At 36.4% G+C, this 19,744-nt stretch carries 19 protein-coding genes; 2 read left to right on the top strand and 17 right to left on the bottom strand.

What is annotated here, in order from left to right; all coding sequences use genetic code 11:
• Positions 1 to 88 precede the first annotated feature (88 nt).
• The 13 genes from BLP77_RS13265 to hpaB all read right to left on the bottom strand — a co-directional run bounded on the left by BLP77_RS13265 (position 89) and on the right by hpaB (position 14,484).
• Complete coding sequence (locus BLP77_RS13265) at positions 89 to 553, bottom strand: flavin reductase family protein (protein WP_093857608.1); 465 nt, start codon at positions 551 to 553, stop codon at positions 89 to 91.
• 18 nt (positions 554 to 571) lie between these two features.
• Positions 572 to 2,080 carry a 4-hydroxyphenylacetate 3-hydroxylase family protein gene (locus BLP77_RS13260; protein WP_093857607.1) on the bottom strand — a complete coding sequence of 503 codons (1,509 nt, stop codon included), beginning with the start codon at positions 2,078 to 2,080 and terminating at the stop codon, positions 572 to 574.
• A 152-nt stretch (positions 2,081 to 2,232) separates the two neighbouring features.
• Positions 2,233 to 4,071, bottom strand: a complete 1,839-nt coding sequence (locus tag BLP77_RS13255) for a XylR N-terminal domain-containing protein (RefSeq protein WP_176753082.1) — start codon at positions 4,069 to 4,071, stop codon at positions 2,233 to 2,235.
• 19 nt (positions 4,072 to 4,090) lie between these two features.
• Positions 4,091 to 5,302: an MFS transporter gene (locus BLP77_RS13250; RefSeq protein WP_093857605.1), complete on the bottom strand. Its 1,212-nt coding sequence runs from the start codon at positions 5,300 to 5,302 to the stop codon at positions 4,091 to 4,093.
• Positions 5,303 to 5,375: 73 nt separating this feature from the next.
• A complete protein-coding gene (locus tag BLP77_RS13245) occupies positions 5,376 to 6,806 on the bottom strand; it encodes an NAD-dependent succinate-semialdehyde dehydrogenase (protein WP_281180321.1) in 1,431 nt (476 codons plus the stop codon).
• Between the two features lie 28 nt (positions 6,807 to 6,834).
• Positions 6,835 to 7,221: a 5-carboxymethyl-2-hydroxymuconate Delta-isomerase gene (locus BLP77_RS13240; protein WP_093857603.1), complete on the bottom strand. Its 387-nt coding sequence runs from the start codon at positions 7,219 to 7,221 to the stop codon at positions 6,835 to 6,837.
• Between the two features lie 34 nt (positions 7,222 to 7,255).
• On the bottom strand, positions 7,256 to 7,999 hold the full coding sequence (locus BLP77_RS13235; protein ID WP_093857602.1) for a fumarylacetoacetate hydrolase family protein: 744 nt from the start codon (positions 7,997 to 7,999) through the stop codon (positions 7,256 to 7,258).
• The gene (locus tag BLP77_RS13230; protein ID WP_093857601.1) at positions 8,000 to 8,785 is read right to left on the bottom strand and encodes a fumarylacetoacetate hydrolase family protein; all 786 of its coding nucleotides are present in this window, start codon (positions 8,783 to 8,785) and stop codon (positions 8,000 to 8,002) included.
• Positions 8,786 to 8,834: 49 nt separating this feature from the next.
• Positions 8,835 to 9,767 (bottom strand): 2,4-dihydroxyhept-2-ene-1,7-dioic acid aldolase, encoded by a 933-nt coding sequence (gene hpaI / locus BLP77_RS13225; RefSeq protein ID WP_093857600.1) that lies wholly within the window; start codon positions 9,765 to 9,767, stop codon positions 8,835 to 8,837.
• A gap of 82 nt (positions 9,768 to 9,849) precedes the next feature.
• Positions 9,850 to 10,830, bottom strand: a complete 981-nt coding sequence (gene hpaD, locus BLP77_RS13220) for a 3,4-dihydroxyphenylacetate 2,3-dioxygenase (RefSeq protein WP_093857599.1) — start codon at positions 10,828 to 10,830, stop codon at positions 9,850 to 9,852.
• An 18-nt stretch (positions 10,831 to 10,848) separates the two neighbouring features.
• Positions 10,849 to 12,345: a 5-carboxymethyl-2-hydroxymuconate semialdehyde dehydrogenase gene (hpaE, locus tag BLP77_RS13215; protein WP_093857598.1), complete on the bottom strand. Its 1,497-nt coding sequence runs from the start codon at positions 12,343 to 12,345 to the stop codon at positions 10,849 to 10,851.
• 155 nt (positions 12,346 to 12,500) lie between these two features.
• Complete coding sequence (locus tag BLP77_RS13210; protein WP_093857597.1) at positions 12,501 to 12,965, bottom strand: flavin reductase family protein; 465 nt, start codon at positions 12,963 to 12,965, stop codon at positions 12,501 to 12,503.
• Positions 12,966 to 12,996: 31 nt separating this feature from the next.
• Complete coding sequence (gene hpaB, locus BLP77_RS13205; RefSeq protein WP_093857596.1) at positions 12,997 to 14,484, bottom strand: 4-hydroxyphenylacetate 3-monooxygenase, oxygenase component; 1,488 nt, start codon at positions 14,482 to 14,484, stop codon at positions 12,997 to 12,999.
• 133 nt (positions 14,485 to 14,617) lie between these two features.
• Between hpaB and BLP77_RS13200 the strand changes: the two genes are divergently transcribed.
• Both BLP77_RS13200 and BLP77_RS13195 read left to right on the top strand, forming a co-directional pair.
• On the top strand, positions 14,618 to 15,493 hold the full coding sequence (locus tag BLP77_RS13200; RefSeq protein WP_093857595.1) for a LysR family transcriptional regulator: 876 nt from the start codon (positions 14,618 to 14,620) through the stop codon (positions 15,491 to 15,493).
• 68 nt (positions 15,494 to 15,561) lie between these two features.
• Positions 15,562 to 16,077, top strand: coding sequence for a hypothetical protein (locus tag BLP77_RS13195; protein ID WP_093857594.1), 516 nt, complete (start codon positions 15,562 to 15,564; stop codon positions 16,075 to 16,077).
• A 127-nt stretch (positions 16,078 to 16,204) separates the two neighbouring features.
• Here BLP77_RS13195 and BLP77_RS13190 read toward each other — a convergent pair whose 3' ends face one another.
• The 4 genes from BLP77_RS13190 to BLP77_RS13175 all read right to left on the bottom strand — a co-directional run bounded on the left by BLP77_RS13190 (position 16,205) and on the right by BLP77_RS13175 (position 19,615).
• Positions 16,205 to 16,639 carry a DUF2935 domain-containing protein gene (locus tag BLP77_RS13190; protein WP_093857593.1) on the bottom strand — a complete coding sequence of 145 codons (435 nt, stop codon included), beginning with the start codon at positions 16,637 to 16,639 and terminating at the stop codon, positions 16,205 to 16,207.
• A gap of 333 nt (positions 16,640 to 16,972) precedes the next feature.
• Positions 16,973 to 18,163, bottom strand: a complete 1,191-nt coding sequence (locus tag BLP77_RS13185; RefSeq protein WP_093857592.1) for a DUF4317 domain-containing protein — start codon at positions 18,161 to 18,163, stop codon at positions 16,973 to 16,975.
• A gap of 411 nt (positions 18,164 to 18,574) precedes the next feature.
• Entirely contained in the window at positions 18,575 to 19,081 is a 507-nt protein-coding gene (locus tag BLP77_RS13180) for a hypothetical protein (RefSeq protein ID WP_093857591.1), read from the bottom strand.
• 171 nt (positions 19,082 to 19,252) lie between these two features.
• On the bottom strand, positions 19,253 to 19,615 hold the full coding sequence (locus BLP77_RS13175; protein ID WP_093857590.1) for a glycosyltransferase family protein: 363 nt from the start codon (positions 19,613 to 19,615) through the stop codon (positions 19,253 to 19,255).
• Positions 19,616 to 19,744: the final 129 nt, after the last annotated feature.

The raw sequence follows: 19,744 nt of genomic DNA, 5'->3' as shown, positions 1-19,744 counted from the left end.
ACAATTTCAATCAATATTTTAAAAATTATAATTATTTAATCTATTCTAAAAAAGTGTTTTGAAGAGGTGTTAAGCACACCTCTTAGACCTAAACCATTTGATAACTACCATATTGACCACCATAAAATGCTAAGGGGTTACCATCTGTTAATTCTATGTCTAGTACTCTTCCAATGAATAATGTGTGATCCCCTACCTCATTATATTCTTCCACATCACAAACAACTGCAGCTAAAGCATCTTTTATAATGGGGACACCACTGATTTTATCGAACTGAACGCTACTAAAACTCTCTTTTTGACCAGCAAAATGCATGGAAATATCTTGTTGTTCATCTTTTAGTATACTGACTGCAAATTGCCCGGATTGCTTTATAAAATCTAGCATTCTAGCTTTATGGTCAATAGATATCGTGATTAGTTTCGGATCTAGTGAAACCGACATAAAAGCATTTGCTGTCATACCGTGTATCTCACCTTCAACTTGGGTTGTTATGATTGTCACACCTGTCGCAAAACGTCCCATTGCATTTCTGAAAATGTAATTATCCATTCAGGAAATACCTCCCTTTCATTTTAGAACACTAAGATCTTCATTAGGGTTATACCAAGTATCATTTGTCCACCCATGAAGGTCATAATCGCTTAGTGCTTGATCTACAAATTCTTTGTATTTAGCCATTTGACCAGTAGATTCAGCAATTTTCAAGGTATCTAATCGAATAACATCCTGATTTCCTGCATAATTGATTTCATAAAGCTCATTCCGCCCACCAAATTCAGTACCAATGGCATCCCATACAAGTTTTAATAATTTAACCCGTTCTTCTGCCGTAACTCCTCCCGATCCTTTATAATATTGATCTAAATATTGACGTATTTCAGGATTCAAGAAATCTTTAGAACTGGATGGTAATTGAATCAATCCACCTGCCACGACCTGTTCAAATATTTCCTTTACTTTTGGCCATACCATAGGAGCAAAAGTACGATAAGCTGTCGCATAGGTTTTATTTGGGAGAACATACCCATTTGGTGCTTCTTCAGGGTCCAGCGCCATCGCAGTTGAGATTGACCAGAATAGGTTTCGCCAAGCAATAACTTCACCAATAGCAGCTTGAACACCCCTAAAATTGTTTGAACCCGCAGCTTCTGTTGCTTTCATTAATAAACCAACCATGAAGTCTAACTTCACAGCAAAACGTGTACAACCTTGGAATGTATAACGGTTTAACCATCCTGTTTTTGGTCTAAATCCATTTGTGATCTGAATATTTTTATACGTTAATACATCTTCCCAAGGAATGAAGACATTATCTAATACGATGACAGCATCATTTTCATCGAAACGACTAGATAATGGATAATCAAATGGTGAGCCCGCTTTTGCTGCAATTTCTTCATAAGATTGTCGGCTTATAATTTTAAGTCCAGGAGCATTCATTGGAACGAAGAATATTAAAGCATGACTATCATCTCCGGGTATTAGGGGAGCGAAGTTTGCTACAAAGTTATAGTGAGTTAGAGCAGCGGATGTCCCGACCATTTTAGCCCCACTCACAATGACACCATCATCCCTTTCTTCTACAGCTCGAACAAATACATCCTTATTCTTTTCTAATGGCTGATCACGATCTAACTGTGGATTAACAATCGTATGGTTACAAAATGGAACTTCTATTTGTCCTTTCTTGTACCATCGCATGGCATTATCTTCAAATCCTTCATAAAAATCAGCAAAAGGACCTAAAGACCCTAAGAACGCAGCTTTATAATCTGGTGTTCTCCCCATAAACCCATAACTCAGCTTCGTCCATTCAGCCATCGCATTTCTCGCCTCTAAAAGTTCTTCTGCACTACGAGAGGCTTTAAAAAACTTATGCGTCCTTGACCCAAATTCTGATTCAGTTGTTAGAATATCCTTTTTTTCTGAATCATGTAGTGCATCATATAGTAATGAAACAGATTTAGCTGCATTTCGATAAGCAGGATGAGTTGTAACATCATCGATTTTCTCTCCGTTTAAATAAATCGTCCGCCCGTCTTTCAAACTCTCTAAATATTCCTTGCCAGTATACACAAGATTACCTCCTCGGAATTAAATAATTTTTACATATTATTTTGAAAATTCTTACCTTTCAATTAAAAGTTTACAAAATTCCTTAGACGTAATCTAGAACATTTTTTGACTAATTAAAGCGGTTTCATTAAACAAAAAATGTTGATACAGTACTATTTTAATTCAAGTTTTCCTTCACTTATTAAAAAGTGTAAAGTCAAAAGTAATTGATAGGTTATATTGGGGTCTCGAAGATTATGCTCTGTCAATGTCTCGATACGTTTAATTCTATAACGCAACCCACTCATGGATAGAGCTAGGTCATCCATCGTTTTTTCAAGCTTCCCACCATTCGATAAAAACACATATAATGTCTTTAAAAACTCTTGGGCATTTTCATCTTCCTGATATAGCGGCCCCAATAATTGCTTGGCTTTTAAATACATCGCATCTTGGTCTTTAGAATGAAGTAAAATACCTACAACCCCTAATTCTTCAAACAACGTAATAGGTCCGTGTACATTCGACATTTGTAAAGAAATACTAGCCTCGTGATATAATTGCGGAGCTAGTTGAATGTCCTCCCCTGATGTACTAACACCTATCGAGAATTGTTGACCTAGGTATTCTTCTTCTAAATGGCCAATTAGTGCCCGAAACACTTCCTTAATATGACTGAGATTCTTCGGTGCTTGCATAAGAAATACAAGTTGGCCTCCTTTTTGACCAATTAATACATTAGAGTTGCCTTTAAAATAATTTCGAACAGACTCTACTAGTTTTTCAAAAAATAATAAATCACTTTTCTCGTTAATAGATTGATGATCATATTTCATAACAGCAATATAATGAGGTTTTTCTAGATCAATATTAATAAATGTTCCGCGTTTTAAAATATCTTGCTTGGAAAGCAACTGTCCATGTATGATTTGCTCCAAAAATTGTCCCTTCATACGTTCTGTTGCTTCAAAAGCATTTTTCTCATTCAACATGTAAAGCGAACAAACTGTGGCAGTACGTTCAATAATCATCTGATCAACCTTCGAAAATTGATCGGTAACGCCCTTTATGAATGAACAATAGCCTAAAAGTTGTTGATTTAAAAATATAGGTGTTATTAAACGCACACACAAATCCACTTCTATTACTTCTGTCTGTTTAAGTTCTTGTCCCTGTTTTAATGCTTCCTGAATTTCATAAACGCGTTGAGGTGTCATTCCGGAGCTGGCTATCGGGTTAAAATGGGCATCTTCGATTAATACAGGAAGGTCTGTTTCTTCAAAAACAACATCAGCAATGGACTTTAAATCATTCCCCTTAGCTAATTCGTCTGTTAAGCGTTTATGTATTTGAAAGGTATGAGAAATATTATTTCTTTCTTCTAATAATTGTTCATACGTTCGCTCTAATTCTTTGACAATGGTTTGATTTTCATAGTATAAAAGCTCTTCATCCATTTCCCCATTCCACTGATCCAAATCTTTACCGACATAATAACACTGCTCAGAACCCATAGACTTACATGATGTTTCCTTAAAATATATAGGCCGCTGACATATTTCTGAATAGTAACCACTTGCATATCCAACTAACGTATGACATACAGGTGCATTGGATTGACTAAACTGTTTTACATATCCCTCTGCTTCATATGAATTTTTCCAAATACCTTCTACATGTATAGATTTTAATGATTGATCCGGATGGTACGATATTTCAAAGTGAGTTCTCTCTACTTCCGTATAGCCCCGCATCATATGTAAAACTGGTCCGTGCTTAAGAAGTTCTTCAAAACTGGAGGATTTTTCTTTTAAAATCTTTCTAGCATCATTTACACCTAAATTCCAACCATAACGAATCATAAATCCTTTCATCCGTTCCTCCGAAAGGTTATTTACGAGATCTTTAATTAACGTACCGAATACAGATGGTGACGTTAAAATCATGCGTTCACCATCAACTGTTATGTAACCTTTTTGATTGGATATGCTTTCAAATAATTGATTATCCATAACATCACCATCCATTTAATTACACATCTTGATTTTTTAATCGACTAAAACTCTTAACATTAGATTGAACAATCAATAATGCTACAATAATTAGCATCAAAAATGATGTCGCCCCAAACATAACTGAGAAACTTGTTTGATCAGCTAACCATCCTAGGGCCACCGATCCAAACGCCATACCTAAATCCATACCTGTTAGGAACATCATATTTGCCGTACCCCTTTTATACGTTTGGACACGACTAACAGCAAAGGCTTGTAATGTCGGGTGCATCATACCGTAAGATACCCCATAAAAAATACCTGATAGAATTAGCAAAGTCATAACATTTGATAAGGATAAAACTTGCAATCCTATAAAACCAATTAAGGCCGAACCATAGATTAGGAGATTCATATTGCCTCGATCAAATAAATACCCTGAAAATATTCTGGTTAAGGCGACAAAAAGAACAAACGCCACAAAGAATAAAGAGCTTCTTGAATCAAAAGTTTTTTCTTCACCTAAACCATCTATAAAATTAAATACACTGCTAAATGATATACAGAGGATAAACATTAAAACACATGGAAATAATGCACGGCGATCAAATATTAAATCCGTAACAGACGACCAGATTGACCTTCCTTGACGCTGATGCCCATTCTCTTCTCCCTGTGATAACTCAATCGTTATATGCCTTGTTAAAAAAAGTAGTAAAACGACTAAAATAATAGTGAAAAATAATAATAAATTGAACGAACTAACATGAATAACGATAAGTGCCACTCCTGGAGCCATGCTTGCACCTAGTGTGGTAGCTAATGCAAAATAACTAAACCCTTCCCCCATTCTTGAAGTTGGAATTATCATTGAAGCCTTTGTCGCTAGAATGGTAGAAATAACGCCGAAACAGATTCCTTCCAAAACCCGTGTTAACAACAAGAAATAAATATTATGGTTACTGAAGGTTATTAGGAAAGTAAATAATAACAAAAACAATATAAATAAGATGACTCGGTTAAGATTAAGTTTTGGCATGTATATCGTAAATATTGGGCGAGTTATAATCGCGGATAACATAAATGCTGTAAGCATACTCCCAGCAATCGTCGGTTGATCTAAATAACTTAAAATAAAAATCGGAAATCCAGAATTTATGACGTGAATGGTAAAGAAGAAAATGAACGTGACAAGAATGGTTAGAAGATACTGTAAAGTCCATAGTTTTGGCCTTTCTTTTGTAGACATATGGATCTTCTCTTTCTTTATTAGTTTAGTTAGCGTTTATAGAAAAGAAGTGAACCAGAAATTCACTTCTTCCCTAAATACCAACAGAAATATATTTTGTTTCTAAATACTCTTCTATCCCATAATAACCACCTTCTCGACCTAGACCACTCTCTTTAAAGCCACCAAATGGTGCTTGTGGCGTTGACGGCGCACCATCATTCAGGCCAATAATACCGTATTCAAGACCCTCACTAAGTCGAATGGCTCTACCTATATTTTCAGTAAATATATATGATGCCAGACCATAGGGTGTATGGTTTGCTCGTTGAACAACCTCATCTTCACTTGAGAACGTAGTTACTGGGATTAAAGGACCGAAAGTTTCTTCATTCATACAGATCATATCATCTGTCACATTTGAAATGACCGTGGGTTGGTAATAATGGCCTTGACCTACTTCAACCCTCTGACCTCCAAATTGTAATTTTGCTCCTTGTTTTAAAGCATCACTGACATGATGTTCTACTTTTTCGATTGCATATCGATCGATTAAAGGGCCAATATCTATTCCTTCTTCTAAACCGTTACCCACTTTAAGTTTCTTAACTTCATCATTTAATTGATGGATAAATTCTTGTTCAATAGATTCATGAACATAGACTCTATTAGCACAAATACAAGTTTGACCAGCATTCCTGAATTTGGACTGTATAACGCCATTAACAGCTTTATTTATATCTGCATCATCCATAACAATGACAGGGGCATGGCCGCCTAATTCTAGCGAAATCTTTTTCATTGTTTCAGCTGCATCACGCATGAGTATTTTTCCAACTTCTGTTGACCCTGTAAACGTCAGTTTTCTCACACGAGAGTCCTCAGACCAAGTCTTTCCTATTTCACTTGAACTACCCGTTATAATATTAATAACACCTTTAGGAATACCAGCTTTATCAGCTAGCTCAACTAGTTTTATAGCTGTTAGAGGTGTTTGTGTTGCTGGTTTTAGGACGACGGTACATCCAGCTGCAAGAGCTGGTGCAACCTTTCGAGTAATCATAGCAGCCGGGAAGTTCCAAGGTGTAATAGCAGCCACGACACCAACGGGTTGATGTTGCACAAATATACGCTTATCAGGATGAGATGATGGAATGATATCTCCGTAAATTCTTTTGCCTTCTTCGGCATACCAATCTATAAATCCATTAGCATAATTCACTTCACCGATAGTTTCTTTTAACGGTTTACCCTGCTCCTTAGTCATAAGCTTCCCAATGAGCTCCGCTTCATCTTCAATCAAATCATGCCACTTTTCTAATAACTTACCGCGTTTTTGGGCTGTGAAACTCGACCAAGTGGATAAGGCTTGATGAGCAGAATCAACAGCTTTTGCCGCTTCAACACGACCTACTTTAGGGACTTGTGCCATTACTTCTTGAGTCGCTGGGTTTAATACGTCAATATGATCATATCTTTTTCCAATCCATTCTCCGTTAATTAGTAGCTCATAGGTTTTAACCATGGTCATCCTCCCCCTTTCAAATAAATCATCACTCATTTTTATATCGCTCGTGTATATTATTTTTCTTATAAGTTGGATTCATAAATTCATATAACTCTAGCGAAAGTGCTAAATACCGTTTTTCGAATAACCCTGAGAATTGCTCCGAAATCGTCTCAAATAAATCATCACATATAAGCTTTTTTTGTTCATCTGTACGACCGCTTCCAAGCTTTAGCGTTACATGAACAAAAGCATCATCCTGCGTTCCATCAGCAACTAAATAATCCGTAAGCTCTACGGCTCGTGACCTTAAACCACCTATCGGAATAATATCACGGTGTTGAAGTAACGTATCATGTATGTTTCTTAATAGATCTGAAATATGAATATCTTGTTTAAGGTTGTCAGTATACTCTAATGTTAAGTGTGGCAAGATGGCCCTCCTCCTCACCGAAAATTAAAAGTCATTACTCACCAACAATCGTATTGTGCAGACTTCCGATGCCTTTGATTTCGGTAATCACTTCATCTCCAACCTTCGTATCAACCGAACCCTTTGGCGTACCGGTTAAAATCATATCTCCTGGATTTAAAGTCATAAATCCACTTAAATACTCGATTAATTCAGCAACCCCTAAAATCATATCTCCCGTCGAACCTTCCTGAGTGATTTCACCATTAATATAAGTACGTAATGTGAGATTCATAGGGTCTTCAACATCTTCGGCATCAACTAACCATGGACCAACCGGTGTACAATCATCTCTATTCTTAACACGCAAATTAGGTCTAAAGTAGTTTTCAAGATAATCACGAATAGCATAGTCATTAGCGATGGTATAGCCTCTGACGTATTCCAAGGCATCTTCTTTTTTGACACTTTTGGCTGACTTCCCAATCACAACAGCTAATTCGCATTCATAATGCATAAACTCGACATCATGAGGTCGAACCGTTGTCCCCCGATGACCAATTATCGTATTTTTACCTTTAAAAAATACGAGTGGTTCTGGTAGTGGGCTTGTAAATGATAATTCTTTAGCATGGTCCGCATAATTTAATCCGAGAGTAAATACTGTTTTCGGTTCAATCGGAGGTAACCATTCCACTTCATGCTCATCTAGTAATCTCCCATCCTGTAACTGTACTTTTCCATTTACCTCTGTTACATCATGTATAGCTGCCTCATATACAACACGACCTTGCTTCATTTACTTCACCTCACTAACATAAAAATCTTCTTCATCGACAATATAATTGTTTAGTTGCCCGATTTGTTCGATTTCAATACTGATTCGATCACCTTTTTGAGCGAGTGGCTGATTTTCTGGAACCCCGACTAAAAGAACATCACCCTCATATAACGTCATAAAATCCGTGACATCTTTGACTAATTGTGGGATACGCCTTATTAAATTTTTTGTATTATTTTCTTGTCTAACCACTCCGTTTATGAAAACTTTGATATCTAAATGATGTGGGTCATAAACATCGTTCTGGTTAACAATCCATGGACCAATTGGGCAAAAACCATCACGCGCCTTTTGCTTAATAGGCGGTCGATAAACACTGTTGTATGGTAAACTAACATCATTAACAATCGTATAACCCTCGATATAGTCAAAAACTTCATCTTCTTTAACTTGTTTAGCTGTCTTACCTATTACAACCCCTAAAGCAGCGCCAATTTGAACCTCTTTTTCACCGGACGGTAATGGAACAGGCATGTCTTGACTTGAAAAAGTATTAATTGGTTTAATATAAAGAATAGGTGCTTGTGGAGGGGCTTTATAAGGATCTTCATTCATTTCCGATTCCAAAGCTTCATACTCACCTTGATAATTTAAAACCGTACCGTATAAAGTTCCGGATATCGGGTTATCAAAATTCAACTGACTTAAATTTAATTTTTCATTATTTAGCTCAACCTCTTGCTGATTCAAATAACCTTCTTTTAACTGTTCAATTCCTTTTAGTTTCATTTTGATTTTTGACACGTATTGTTCACCTCTATCGCATTAACCAGTTATGTTAGAAGCCGGTTAATTAAATAACCGGCTTATGCGCGTCTTCTAATAGTTTATAATCAACTAATGTGTCACGAATCTCTTTTTGTAACGCTTCAGATGGTAGATCCATTGGCAAACGTAATACAGGCTCAATTTTACCCATCATGCCTAATGCTGCTTTAACTGGAGCCGGATTCGTATCTTTAAATAACACATCGTTGAGATTCATAAGCTCGTAATGAAGCTCCTGCGCTCGTTTAATGTCACCATCAAACCATGCATTATGCATTTCAGCAACCTTCTTCGGTTCGACATTAGCTGTTGCACTGATAGAACCAGCTCCACCAATGGCCAACATCGGATAACAAAGCAGTTCAATACCAGAATACAATAAGAAGTCACGTCCGCAGTTTAGAAGGACACGGTTCACGTGTTCGAAGTCTTTGTTTGACTCTTTGACACCAACAATATTCGGACAATCCTCCACTAAACGTGCAAGCGTTTCGACCTCTAGGTTTTTAGCCGTACGTCCAGGGATGTTATAAACAATAATAGGTATATCTACAGCATCCGCAATTGTTTTAAAATGTTTATACAATGCCTGTTGATTTGGCTTATTATAATAAGGCACAATAACCATGGCTGCATCTGCACCCATTTCCTCTGCTTTTTTCGTTAAGTACATCGTCTCATCATGATTGGTGGATCCTGTACCTGGCGCAAAGGGTACTCTTCCATTAATTGTTTTATAGGCATTCTCCATTACCTTGACACGCTCTTCAATGGTTAATGAACTTGGTTCACCAGAGGTTCCAGTAACTGAAATGGCATGTGTACCATTTTCTAATTGGTATTCAATGAGCTCTGACTGTTTCTCATAATCGACCTCAAAGTTAGATTTGAAAGGGGTAATGACTGGTGTGATCGACCCTCTTAAACTTTGCTTAATGTCATCATATTTTTTTGACATACAAACAATCCTCCTTTTAAATGATGGCTGTTTTCGTATACTTTGTTATCTTGCTAAAAACAACAATCTTTTAGAAAACAGCCTAAATAATAAACTGTGGCTTTTTCTTTTTAAGTTTTGGTTCACTAGTTTCCATCCGTTCATTCGTATACACATTAAGGACCGTAGTTGCTTCATCAAACCAACTGTCTGGTGCTTCGTGTCCCCAGAATGTTTGGCGTAGTGGATCATCTAAATCCCATTTAATCGGTTTAAAATCGGGGTCACTTGTTAAATAATCCCCATTATAAAGTTCAATACGATGACCATCCGGATCTCTTAAGTATAAGAAAAATGCATTGGACAGCCCGTGTCGTCCAGGGCCACGCTCAATGTGTGGGGCAAAACCCATGGAAGCTAGCACGTCGCAGCCATCAATTAAACTCATTGGGTCTTTTAACCAAAAACCAATATGGTGTAGACGCGGACCAACCCCATTCATAAAGGCCACATCATGGACACTTGGCTTACGGTGTAACCACGCTGCCCAAATTTTATCTTTATCGTCAATCGTATACTCTGAACAAGCAAAACCTAGTTCGTTAATGTAGTAATCATAGCTTTTTTGAACATCTGTAACCGCACAGTTAAAGTGATCAATCCGCTGAACCTTGGCCCCTTTATATAAGTCATATCGCTGTAACAGTCGATCAACGGTCTTCATCTCAGCATAAAATTCAATCGGCAACCCTGATGTGTCTTGAATTCTAAACGCACGCCCCAGAGCTTTTTGAGTTCCTTTTTCTAACCATTTCACCTCAGTGCCTTCTGTTTCAAAATGATTAGCTAATACATCTAAATCCGTATCGGAATAAACCTTATAGCTCATCACTTCTAAAGCCGGTTCATCTTTTTTCTTAAGCCAAATACTGTGGTGGTTATGCTCTTCTAACCCTCTAAAGAAAACGTTTTCAGAATCAGATTCAGTTTCAATAAACCCGAGTGCTTCATAAAACGCCTTTGACTTCTCTAAATTTGTAACGTGTAAAACAGCACGGCCACAACGAATGATATTAAAATCCACTATTAATCATCCTCCTTTTTACTTACCAAACTGTGGAATGTGGTGGTCTTTAACCGACACATGAATAATTTGTGTTTCGGTATAAAATTCAAAGGCATAGAATCCACCTTCACGCCCAATCCCACTATGTTTAGAACCCCCAAATGGCGTACGTAAATCGCGTACATTTTGTGAATTCACCCAAAGCATACCAGCATCAATGGCCTGAGCGACGCGGTGTCCGCGCTTAATATCCTTCGTCCAAACATAGCCAGCGAGCCCATAGCGCACATCATTAGCTAACTCAATCACTTCGTCTTCATCTTTAAACGTCATCACGGCAATCACCGGTCCGAAAATCTCCTCTTGTACCACACGCATTCGGTTATCCGCATTTAATAACAATGTAGGTGCAACGTAGTTCCCTTTATTGAACGCTTCAGGAACATGACCGCTGTAAACCTCGCAACCTTCTTTTTCGGCAAGCTCAATATAACCTTTGACATTATCATAATGATCGCGATGAACTAAAGGTCCAACCTGAGTGTTAGGTTCCATTGGATCTCCAACACGAATGTTATCTACACGTTGTTTCAATTGTTCAATAAACTTATCCGCAATATCCTCATGTAAGTACACTCTTGAATTCGCCGTACAGCGCTCACCATTAAATGAGAAAACACCCCATGTACAAGCATCTAAAGCACGCTCCATATCCGCATCATCGAAAATAATGATGGGTGACTTACCGCCTAACTCCATTGAAAAACGTTTTAAAGCATCGGCTCCATTTTTCATAATCTCAGAACCTGTTGTTGTCTCACCTGTAAAAGAAATTAACGGGACATCTGGATGTTTAACGAGTGCTGCTCCAGCTGTTTCGCCATAACCATGAACTACATTAAACACACCATCTGGAAGGCCTGCTTTATCAATTACTTCTGCAATACGGTTCGCAGATAAAGGCGACCATTCAGCTGGTTTTAGTACGACTGTATTACCTGTCGCTAAGGCAGGCGCAATTTTCCAGGTTTCAAGCATAAATGGAGCATTCCAAGGGGTAATTAATCCTGCTACGCCGACCGGTTTACGAACGGAATAATTAATAAATTCATCATCCACTTGATAAGCTTCGCCATATAAATGACTTTTGACCATATCAGCGTAGAATCTAAAGTTCTTGGCTGAACGTGCTATCATTTTTCGTGTTTGACTAATAGGTAAACCCGTATCATAGGATTCAAGCATCGCAATTTCTTCACTATGCGCTTCAATGAGATCTCCAATTTTGTAAACATAATTAAGACGTTCATCAAGTTTTAATTGTCCCCATTCACCTTGAAATGCCTTTTTTGCTGCAGCGACTGCTTTATCAATGTCTGATGAATCACCAGAAGCTACCACATTAATCTTCTCATTGGTAAATGGACTTAGGTTTTCAAATGTCTCCTTACCTTCCGCATCTACAAATTTACCATTAATATACAACGAGATATTCTTCAGTTTCTTTTGTGCAGGTGCTTGAAATTGCGTCACACAAACCTCTCCTTTTTGATCAATATAATAGGCAATAAATTTTTAGATAATTCGTAATCTTGTTGATAATTATATTATATATAAAATAATATATGATTTCAACGAAGATTTATTTTTACACAAACAAATGAGGTGTCTCAAAAACACCTCATTTGTTAGACAGGCTGATAGCTCCCATACTTACCTTCAAAGAAAGCTAGTGGGTTACCTTCTGTTAATTTAATCTCAAGTACTTTTCCAATGAATAACGTATGATCGCCTACTTCAAATGATTGTTCAACGTCGCATACGACAGCTGCAAGTGCGTTATTTATAATAGGCACGCCACTTATATATTCAAATTGCACCGCATCAGGACAGTCTTTCTGATTAGCAAAATGCATCGATACATCCATTTGTTCTTCGGATAAAATACTGACAGCAAATTGCTGCGATTGATTAATTTGCTCTAACATTTTAGCTTTGTGATCAATGGAAATCGTCACTAATTTTGGATCTAAAGAAACAGACATAAACGCATTCGCAGTCATACCATGTGTCTCCCGGCCAACTTCTGTGGTTACGATCGTTACACCAGTTGCAAACCGCCCCATAGCATTGCGAAACGTACGACTATCCATTTATCTCCCCTCCTCACATAAGAAGTAAAACTTATACATTCATTTCACGGCTTAATGAATTCGGCTTAGAAATATTTTCTCTGTTTATGAATTCTTTCACCATATCTTTATACTTTTCTTTATCATACTGATCGAAATAAGCCATTCCCATTTTGACTGGATCACCAAAGAAGTAGTACTCATAGTGCGTTTGACGACTACCAAATGCACTCATCGTTAAATCCCAAGCCAAACGGAAAATCTGGACTCTTTCAAACCCTTCAACATTTTTACCTTGCATAGCACGGTGTAAGATTGGTCCAATTTCTTCTGAATTAAAGTCTTCGTACGATGGTATACCCATTAAGCCAGATGCACCAAGAATTCGTAATATTTCAGCTAAACGCGGATAAACCCTTGGGTACCAATTTCGTGCAGCGTTTAACGCTTTGAAATCTGGCGTCATCATACCCCAGCGATCGATCTTCGCATTATGTTCTGCCCGAAATAAGTGTGATTTCATATTTTCTAACGTCAACATGATTTCCGTGCCTTTATCTTTAACATGCTGGAAACCATCGATGCCAATTGAATCCATTAAGGTTAAAACAACACCTAATAAGAATTCCGTTTTAGCAACATCCTTCGCGACCACTTGATGTGTCATGTGAGCAACAGCGTTCGTTTCAGCAAAGGCTTTATTACAAATAGTGGAGTCTTCTAAAATGAAGATACGATCCCATGGCACTAATACATTATCAAAAGCTACAATTGTATCGCCCTCTTCAAATTTTGATCCTAATGGATGATCATAGCTGTTTTTGTTGTAATCAAATGATTCACGACTTAAAAACTTCAGTCCAGGCGTATTATTAGGTAATGCAAAGGCTAATGAATAAGGGTCATCTTTCTCCCCTGATTTTTTAACGGTAGATGGGAAGACGAGAATCTCATCCGTAATGCCACCTTGTGTGGCTAGCAAGCGTATCCCGTCGACAATAACACCATCATCATTTTTTTCGACAACATGTAGCGCAACATTGGCATCTTTTTGCTCGGCTTGAATTTTGGCACGATTAACTTGTGGGTGAATTAACGTGTGGGTTAAACTTAAGTCATTTTCCCTTGCATATTCTGCATACTTTCGTGCGTTTTCAGCAAACAACGGATTATCTTGACCATAGAAATCATAGGCTGCTTCCATCGTCATGACTTCAGCATTCAAATAATCTGGTGTACGCCCCATTAAACCTTTAGAATAATCTAGCCACTCCATCATCGCCTCACGACGTTCGATTAAATCATCAATCGTAGTTGGGAGCATAAACGTTTTACTAACTTGGTCACCTGTCGTTGGTGATTGATATAACATTTTTTCAGGCTTTTCGTACTGGATATCATATAATCTTGACATTGACTGAACGACATTCTTAAACGCGGGATGTGTCGTTACATCGTCCACTCTCTTTCCATCAATATAAACGTTATTATTCGCTTTTTTTAATCGCTCGATATACTGTTTTCCCGTCTTAGCTGGCATTTTAATACCCTCCTTAATAGTTAATGAAAGCGCTTTACCTTATATTTTGAATATTATCACAAAATTTTGTATACTTAAAATATTAATATTATTGTTAATACATATAAAAAATATATACATGGAGGTCTAGACCATGGATTTAAAGCGCCTGCATTACTTTTACACGATTGCAAAGGAAGGACAAATAACAAAAGCAGCCAAGAAATTACACATTAACCAACCACCCCTAAGCAAAAGTTTAAAAGACCTAGAAATTGAACTTGGCGTTACATTACTGGATCGGAACCATAGGAGACTTCACTTAACTGAAGCAGGAGAAGTATTATTTAAAAAGGTAGAAACGCTCTTTTCACATATCGATGATACCGTTTTAGAAGTTAAGGATACGGGTGAAGGTTATCAAGGAAAGCTTGCAATAGGCTGTGTTAAAACTTGCTTTTCTAACATACCTGAGCGACTTAAGCAATTTCGGATAAATTACCCCGACATCTCGTTTAAATTAAAAGAAGGTGATTCATATATTTTGGCTGAACACCTTATTAATCGCGATATTGATCTTGCCATCGTTCGATTACCGTTAGATTTAGAACCTTTTGAATCGGTTCATTTACCAGATGAGAATTATGTAGCCGTATTACCTAGTGATTGGAAAAATGAAAGTAAAGGCAATGCGATTTCTATGGACGAACTCTCCAAGCATCCATTAATGTTATTACACCGTATTAGTGGGGTGGGACAATATGAGGTCATTTTAGAAAAGTTCAAACGTCATGGATTAGAACCCAATATTATTTTAGAATGTCCTGATGTCGACATGATATTGGATCTAGTGAATGCTGGTGTCGGAGGGTCTATCATTCCCCAGTCTACATTATCAAATAACAAACTAAGAAATATAAAAACTTTGAATATCAATGATGAAGAAATCCAGTCACAATCAGCTATTATTTGGGATAAAAATCGTTACTTAACCAAAAGTGCTAAACGTTTCATTGAAATGTTTCAGTAGGCATGTGTGTAACACAAAAATAAACCTCACATACAATATTTCTAGACATATGGTATGGAGGCGTTTGTATGAATGAACCTGTTAACCAAATTATAAATAATTGGGAAAACAAACCCCAAGAGACTGCCAGAAAACTTATTGACAAGTATGGATATCCACAAGAAGCAACGATGAGTAAACTTATATGGTACAATAACGGACCATGGAAACGGACCATCATTCACCGCGATACGATTCCACATAACTTTCCTCACCCACATCCTGATTTTTTAGAACAAACGATTGATTATGAAGTGCCACTACACTTATATGATAATCTTGCGGTATTTGATGGGAGTCTGACCATAGACCGTACAAAAGGTGAAGTGACCTCAATGTGTGACCAAGAAGCTATGAATATGTTATCCATAAATGTTCTAAACGACATAGTGAATGGTCGTCGTGATGTCCAAGTCGCCAAGATGTTTCTAGCACAAACAGCTTATATGTATATTAATATGGGTGTCACCTCACCATATACAGAAGGTTTTACTTTTCCAAAGCAACACAATACTCAAGACCCTGGTATCATGTATTTTGAATAGATCTCTCTTTTATGGCTAGTTTGTGTTATTACTCAAATAAGCAACAATAATCAAAGGACAGGAATCTATAATCCCTGTCCTTTCTTTACGCCACTCAAAGCTAATTCTATTTGACCTGTTCACTATATCAAACCGTATACTGGTGATATAAAATCGTTTGGGCAACACCTATAAAATACTCCGACTCAACAATGATATGATTTAAAACAACTTTAGCTGTATTATTGGTACTAATAGGTTCACTTTCTTCCATTAGTGTACGACAGAAATTTATAAACTCCTCACTCTGCTGTAAACAAAAAGAAATAAGTTGCATCGTATCCTGGTAGAGTGTTTGAGAAACTTGTCCATTTGAGCGATTGACTGTTTCGATATACCTTATGACTCGTTGATGTGCCTTAGCAAATTCTTTTTCCCATTCCTTTAATGCTTCCACATATTTCTGTTCAAGATTGCTTACAAGTTCTCTAATCACAACCGTATGTTCTTCTTCTTGATGTTTCCAAAACTCCGCTTCATCAAGCACTCGTAAAGGCATCTGGTGACCATAATAATACTGCATGATAAAACCTCCAATATATGTATTTTATACTTAATATATTCGAAGGTTTTAAAATAAGAACTTTAATTGTAATTCTAAGTAATTCCACTAATTTTTCTCTAGACTAGGTTATATACTTTTAAAATCTTCCATTTCCATAAAGTTGTGTTGATAAATCATTCTTTAAATCTATTGAATACAGTTTTTTCAAAGTTATAACAATTAAATTATACTTTTATTTTTTCAATCGCTTCTTGCTGGGCACTCAGCACGATTCGTTGGGGATTCAAATCGATTGAGTTGGGCTATAGAATATTTTTTATATTTCTCATGGCCATCACATTATTTCAAGAGTTAGTCTGATTGATCTTCACCTTTTTTGAATAAAGCCTCGGGAATCATTTCAAAACCTTCAATGACCGTATTTTCTTCTACTTCAATCATCAAGCTAAGCTTTCCGTTCAGTTGGACTTGGCGTACATACTTTAGGTCTTGTGGACTAATCGAAATATCCGCTACTTTCGTTTTTATTTTAATAGACTTTGAATTATATTTCGGTACAATATTACTCGCTTTAAACTCATAAGCCTCATCATCAACCACATTCTTAAATGCCGTTTCTACCTTTTCATTATTGATATCTTCTATTCCACTGCTTTTTAAGACTTGTTCTACATCTTTGTTATCTAATTTCGGTATATCCTCTTCCTCATTGTCCTCTACAACACGATGGATTTCATCGTAAACATTCCAAAGTGTGGAAGTGTTGATTTGACTACCAGCTACGTTTTTGACAATTTCCTCAAACACCATTTTATCCTCTTGAGCCGTCATGATCTCTTCTGCGTTTAATACTTCTTCTATGAAATGATAATCCAATTCATTAGCCTTCCCTGTTGAATAAAGGACATGGTTAACATCAGAAGCATTGTCCGTTATACTTGGGAATAAAAATCCAGATATCGGTGCTTTCAGATTAATAATTGGATCAACAACAATATTATACTTAAACTCTTTTTCTACATAATCGAAAAGTAATTCCTTTTTCGGATCCTGGGTTTTATTCATGCTACATAGAATAAAAGGGTGAGAATAGACCGCATTTCGCTCACTTTGCTCCGCTTCATCATTGCGGCGCTTCATCGGTTTTCGATATTCTCCTCGAATAAAAGTAACGACAATATCCATTTCATATTGCTTATCCTTCAACATTTTTTCCACGATTTGAAGCATATGACTCGTCCATTCATTTGTACCTTGACTGAGTAGTCCCTGATGCAGTATGAGCTGACTGCTATTTTCCACATCACGTTGAAACTTTAATTCAAACAATTTTTCATCCAACTGACCTGATAGAACTTTTTTAAAGTTATCCATAAATAGCTCTTTCTGTTCCTCTTCTAGCAAATCAAATAATAGACTTTGATGATGATAGATTTCGCTCGATTCCTTCATGACGTACACGTTAAAAATCTCGCTAATATGTAAAAGATCATTATCTAATTTAAACTGTTTTCGAATGTTTGCGATGTCTTTTTTATTCAATGTTTTTCACTCCTAAGTTGTCCATTTAACACTGTTCATTTTATCATAAAAAACATGTAACGAGGTCTTTAACTAAAGAAAAACGCCTTCTACCAGGAAGACGTTTTCACACATATCAATAATATATTTTTCTTTAATTTTTAGTATTTCGAGCAGTTTATTTAGCTTTACCTCTTCTTTGCTCATCCGGCCGCTTACCCTCACCGTTTCGCTTTTTCTTATGTGCTTCTGAATCTTTAGTCATCTTTATGCCTCCCTGGATTTTGAATTATGATTATCTTCAACCAACCCAAGGGGATTATACAATACTTATAAATACTTCTTCATTTTAGCTCCTGATATAGCCGATATTATAATAACCAAGAATACTTAATGATACGTTAGGATATGGTTTCAAATTAAAAGTAACAATCAATCTGTTTGATGAACATATAAGGGTTGTAGCTTTTCCTGTTTTATATTATTGATAAGTTCCTCTAATAATAGTAATCGTTGACCACTATCAGCTAAAAATTGTTTTTGATTTCTTGAATAATCACCATAAGTCGAAAGATCTATTAAAATCATACTCGTATTCCTTACCTCAAATAAAATATTATCTAAAACCTCTATTTTTATATTTTCAGGATCCTTATTGACTAGCAATTTTTGGTCTATCAATTCAATAACAAATTGTGTTCGATTAAGCGCTGATTCCATTGTTTCATCGGTAGTTGGTTCATCTAAAACTTGTTCGTATGAACTCATATATTCTTTTAAATCATTATAATATTGATCTAAACTTATATGGTCAGGATTAGTAGAATAACTTTTCTGATCATCAAAAATCGAATAAGGATAAAACGGAAACAATAATAGAATAATTATTACTAATAATCCAGTTAATCCCTTACCGATATGTTCGGCCGTAATAAACACATTAATCCCTCCGCCCTCTACCAAATTAGTAATTAAATTTAGCTCAATGATTTTCTGTGCCAGTCCCTTATATTGATAATATTATCAGTAAAAACTCTTTCTTTTTCTTTAATTAGAACCTTTTTTTGTTTCTTTTGACCACGCGTTATAATAGATTGGAGCGACCTAGTATCAAACACCTACCAAATCAAAGAAGCAACCATTATTATATTTAATTTCAGCCATCTTCCACGGCAACGAAGAACGGGGTTTAAAAGGATAAACGATAGGAATAAGATCAGTTTTGAACTCTTCTAATGACTGTTTAATTTTAAGTGGATTTGGTAATGATAAACGGTATTCTGTGTAGAGGAAGGATGGAATACTCATAAAACGTTGGACATGGGGAAGTTGAGAAACAGGTGCTCTACTTTCTGGAATGAATAATTTGTAATCAATTTTAATTTCATAGAGATAATCTGTGTACCTTTTCAGAGTCTTTGCTACTCCATTTACTTTAGGTAAGAAGATATCAAAAAAATTAGCTATGCGCATATTAACAACTCCTTACTTCATTTTATCTCCCTGTTTTACTACAATTTTATCAGAGGAATCGCAATAATATTGTTTAGTATTCGTAAAGTTTAAAATAATAAAAATTTACATAAACCTTACTCTTTCTTT

Source organism: Tenuibacillus multivorans, from assembly GCF_900103915.1.
GTDB lineage: Bacteria > Bacillota > Bacilli > Bacillales > Alkalibacillaceae > Tenuibacillus > Tenuibacillus multivorans.
This window is presented reverse-complemented; position numbering and strand designations above follow the sequence as displayed.

Bases quoted from the DNA above. Each gene is read 5' to 3' on its own strand.
- hpaB (WP_093857596.1), bottom strand. From the start codon at position 14,484: ATGCCAGCTAAGACGGGAAAACAGTATATCGAGCGATTAAAAAAAGCG.
- BLP77_RS13210 (WP_093857597.1), bottom strand. From the start codon at position 12,965: ATGGATAGTCGTACGTTTCGCAATGCTATGGGGCGGTTTGCAACTGGT.
- BLP77_RS13255 (WP_176753082.1), bottom strand. From the start codon at position 4,071: ATGGATAATCAATTATTTGAAAGCATATCCAATCAAAAAGGTTACATA.
- BLP77_RS13235 (WP_093857602.1), bottom strand. From the start codon at position 7,999: ATGAAGCAAGGTCGTGTTGTATATGAGGCAGCTATACATGATGTAACA.
- BLP77_RS13200 (WP_093857595.1), top strand. From the start codon at position 14,618: ATGGATTTAAAGCGCCTGCATTACTTTTACACGATTGCAAAGGAAGGA.
- BLP77_RS13265 (WP_093857608.1), bottom strand. From the start codon at position 553: ATGGATAATTACATTTTCAGAAATGCAATGGGACGTTTTGCGACAGGT.
- BLP77_RS13250 (WP_093857605.1), bottom strand. From the start codon at position 5,302: ATGTCTACAAAAGAAAGGCCAAAACTATGGACTTTACAGTATCTTCTA.
- hpaI (WP_093857600.1), bottom strand. From the start codon at position 9,767: ATGTCAAAAAAATATGATGACATTAAGCAAAGTTTAAGAGGGTCGATC.
- BLP77_RS13175 (WP_093857590.1), bottom strand. From the start codon at position 19,615: ATGCGCATAGCTAATTTTTTTGATATCTTCTTACCTAAAGTAAATGGA.
- BLP77_RS13195 (WP_093857594.1), top strand. From the start codon at position 15,562: ATGAATGAACCTGTTAACCAAATTATAAATAATTGGGAAAACAAACCC.
- BLP77_RS13190 (WP_093857593.1), bottom strand. From the start codon at position 16,639: ATGCAGTATTATTATGGTCACCAGATGCCTTTACGAGTGCTTGATGAA.
- BLP77_RS13245 (WP_281180321.1), bottom strand. From the start codon at position 6,806: ATGGTTAAAACCTATGAGCTACTAATTAACGGAGAATGGATTGGAAAA.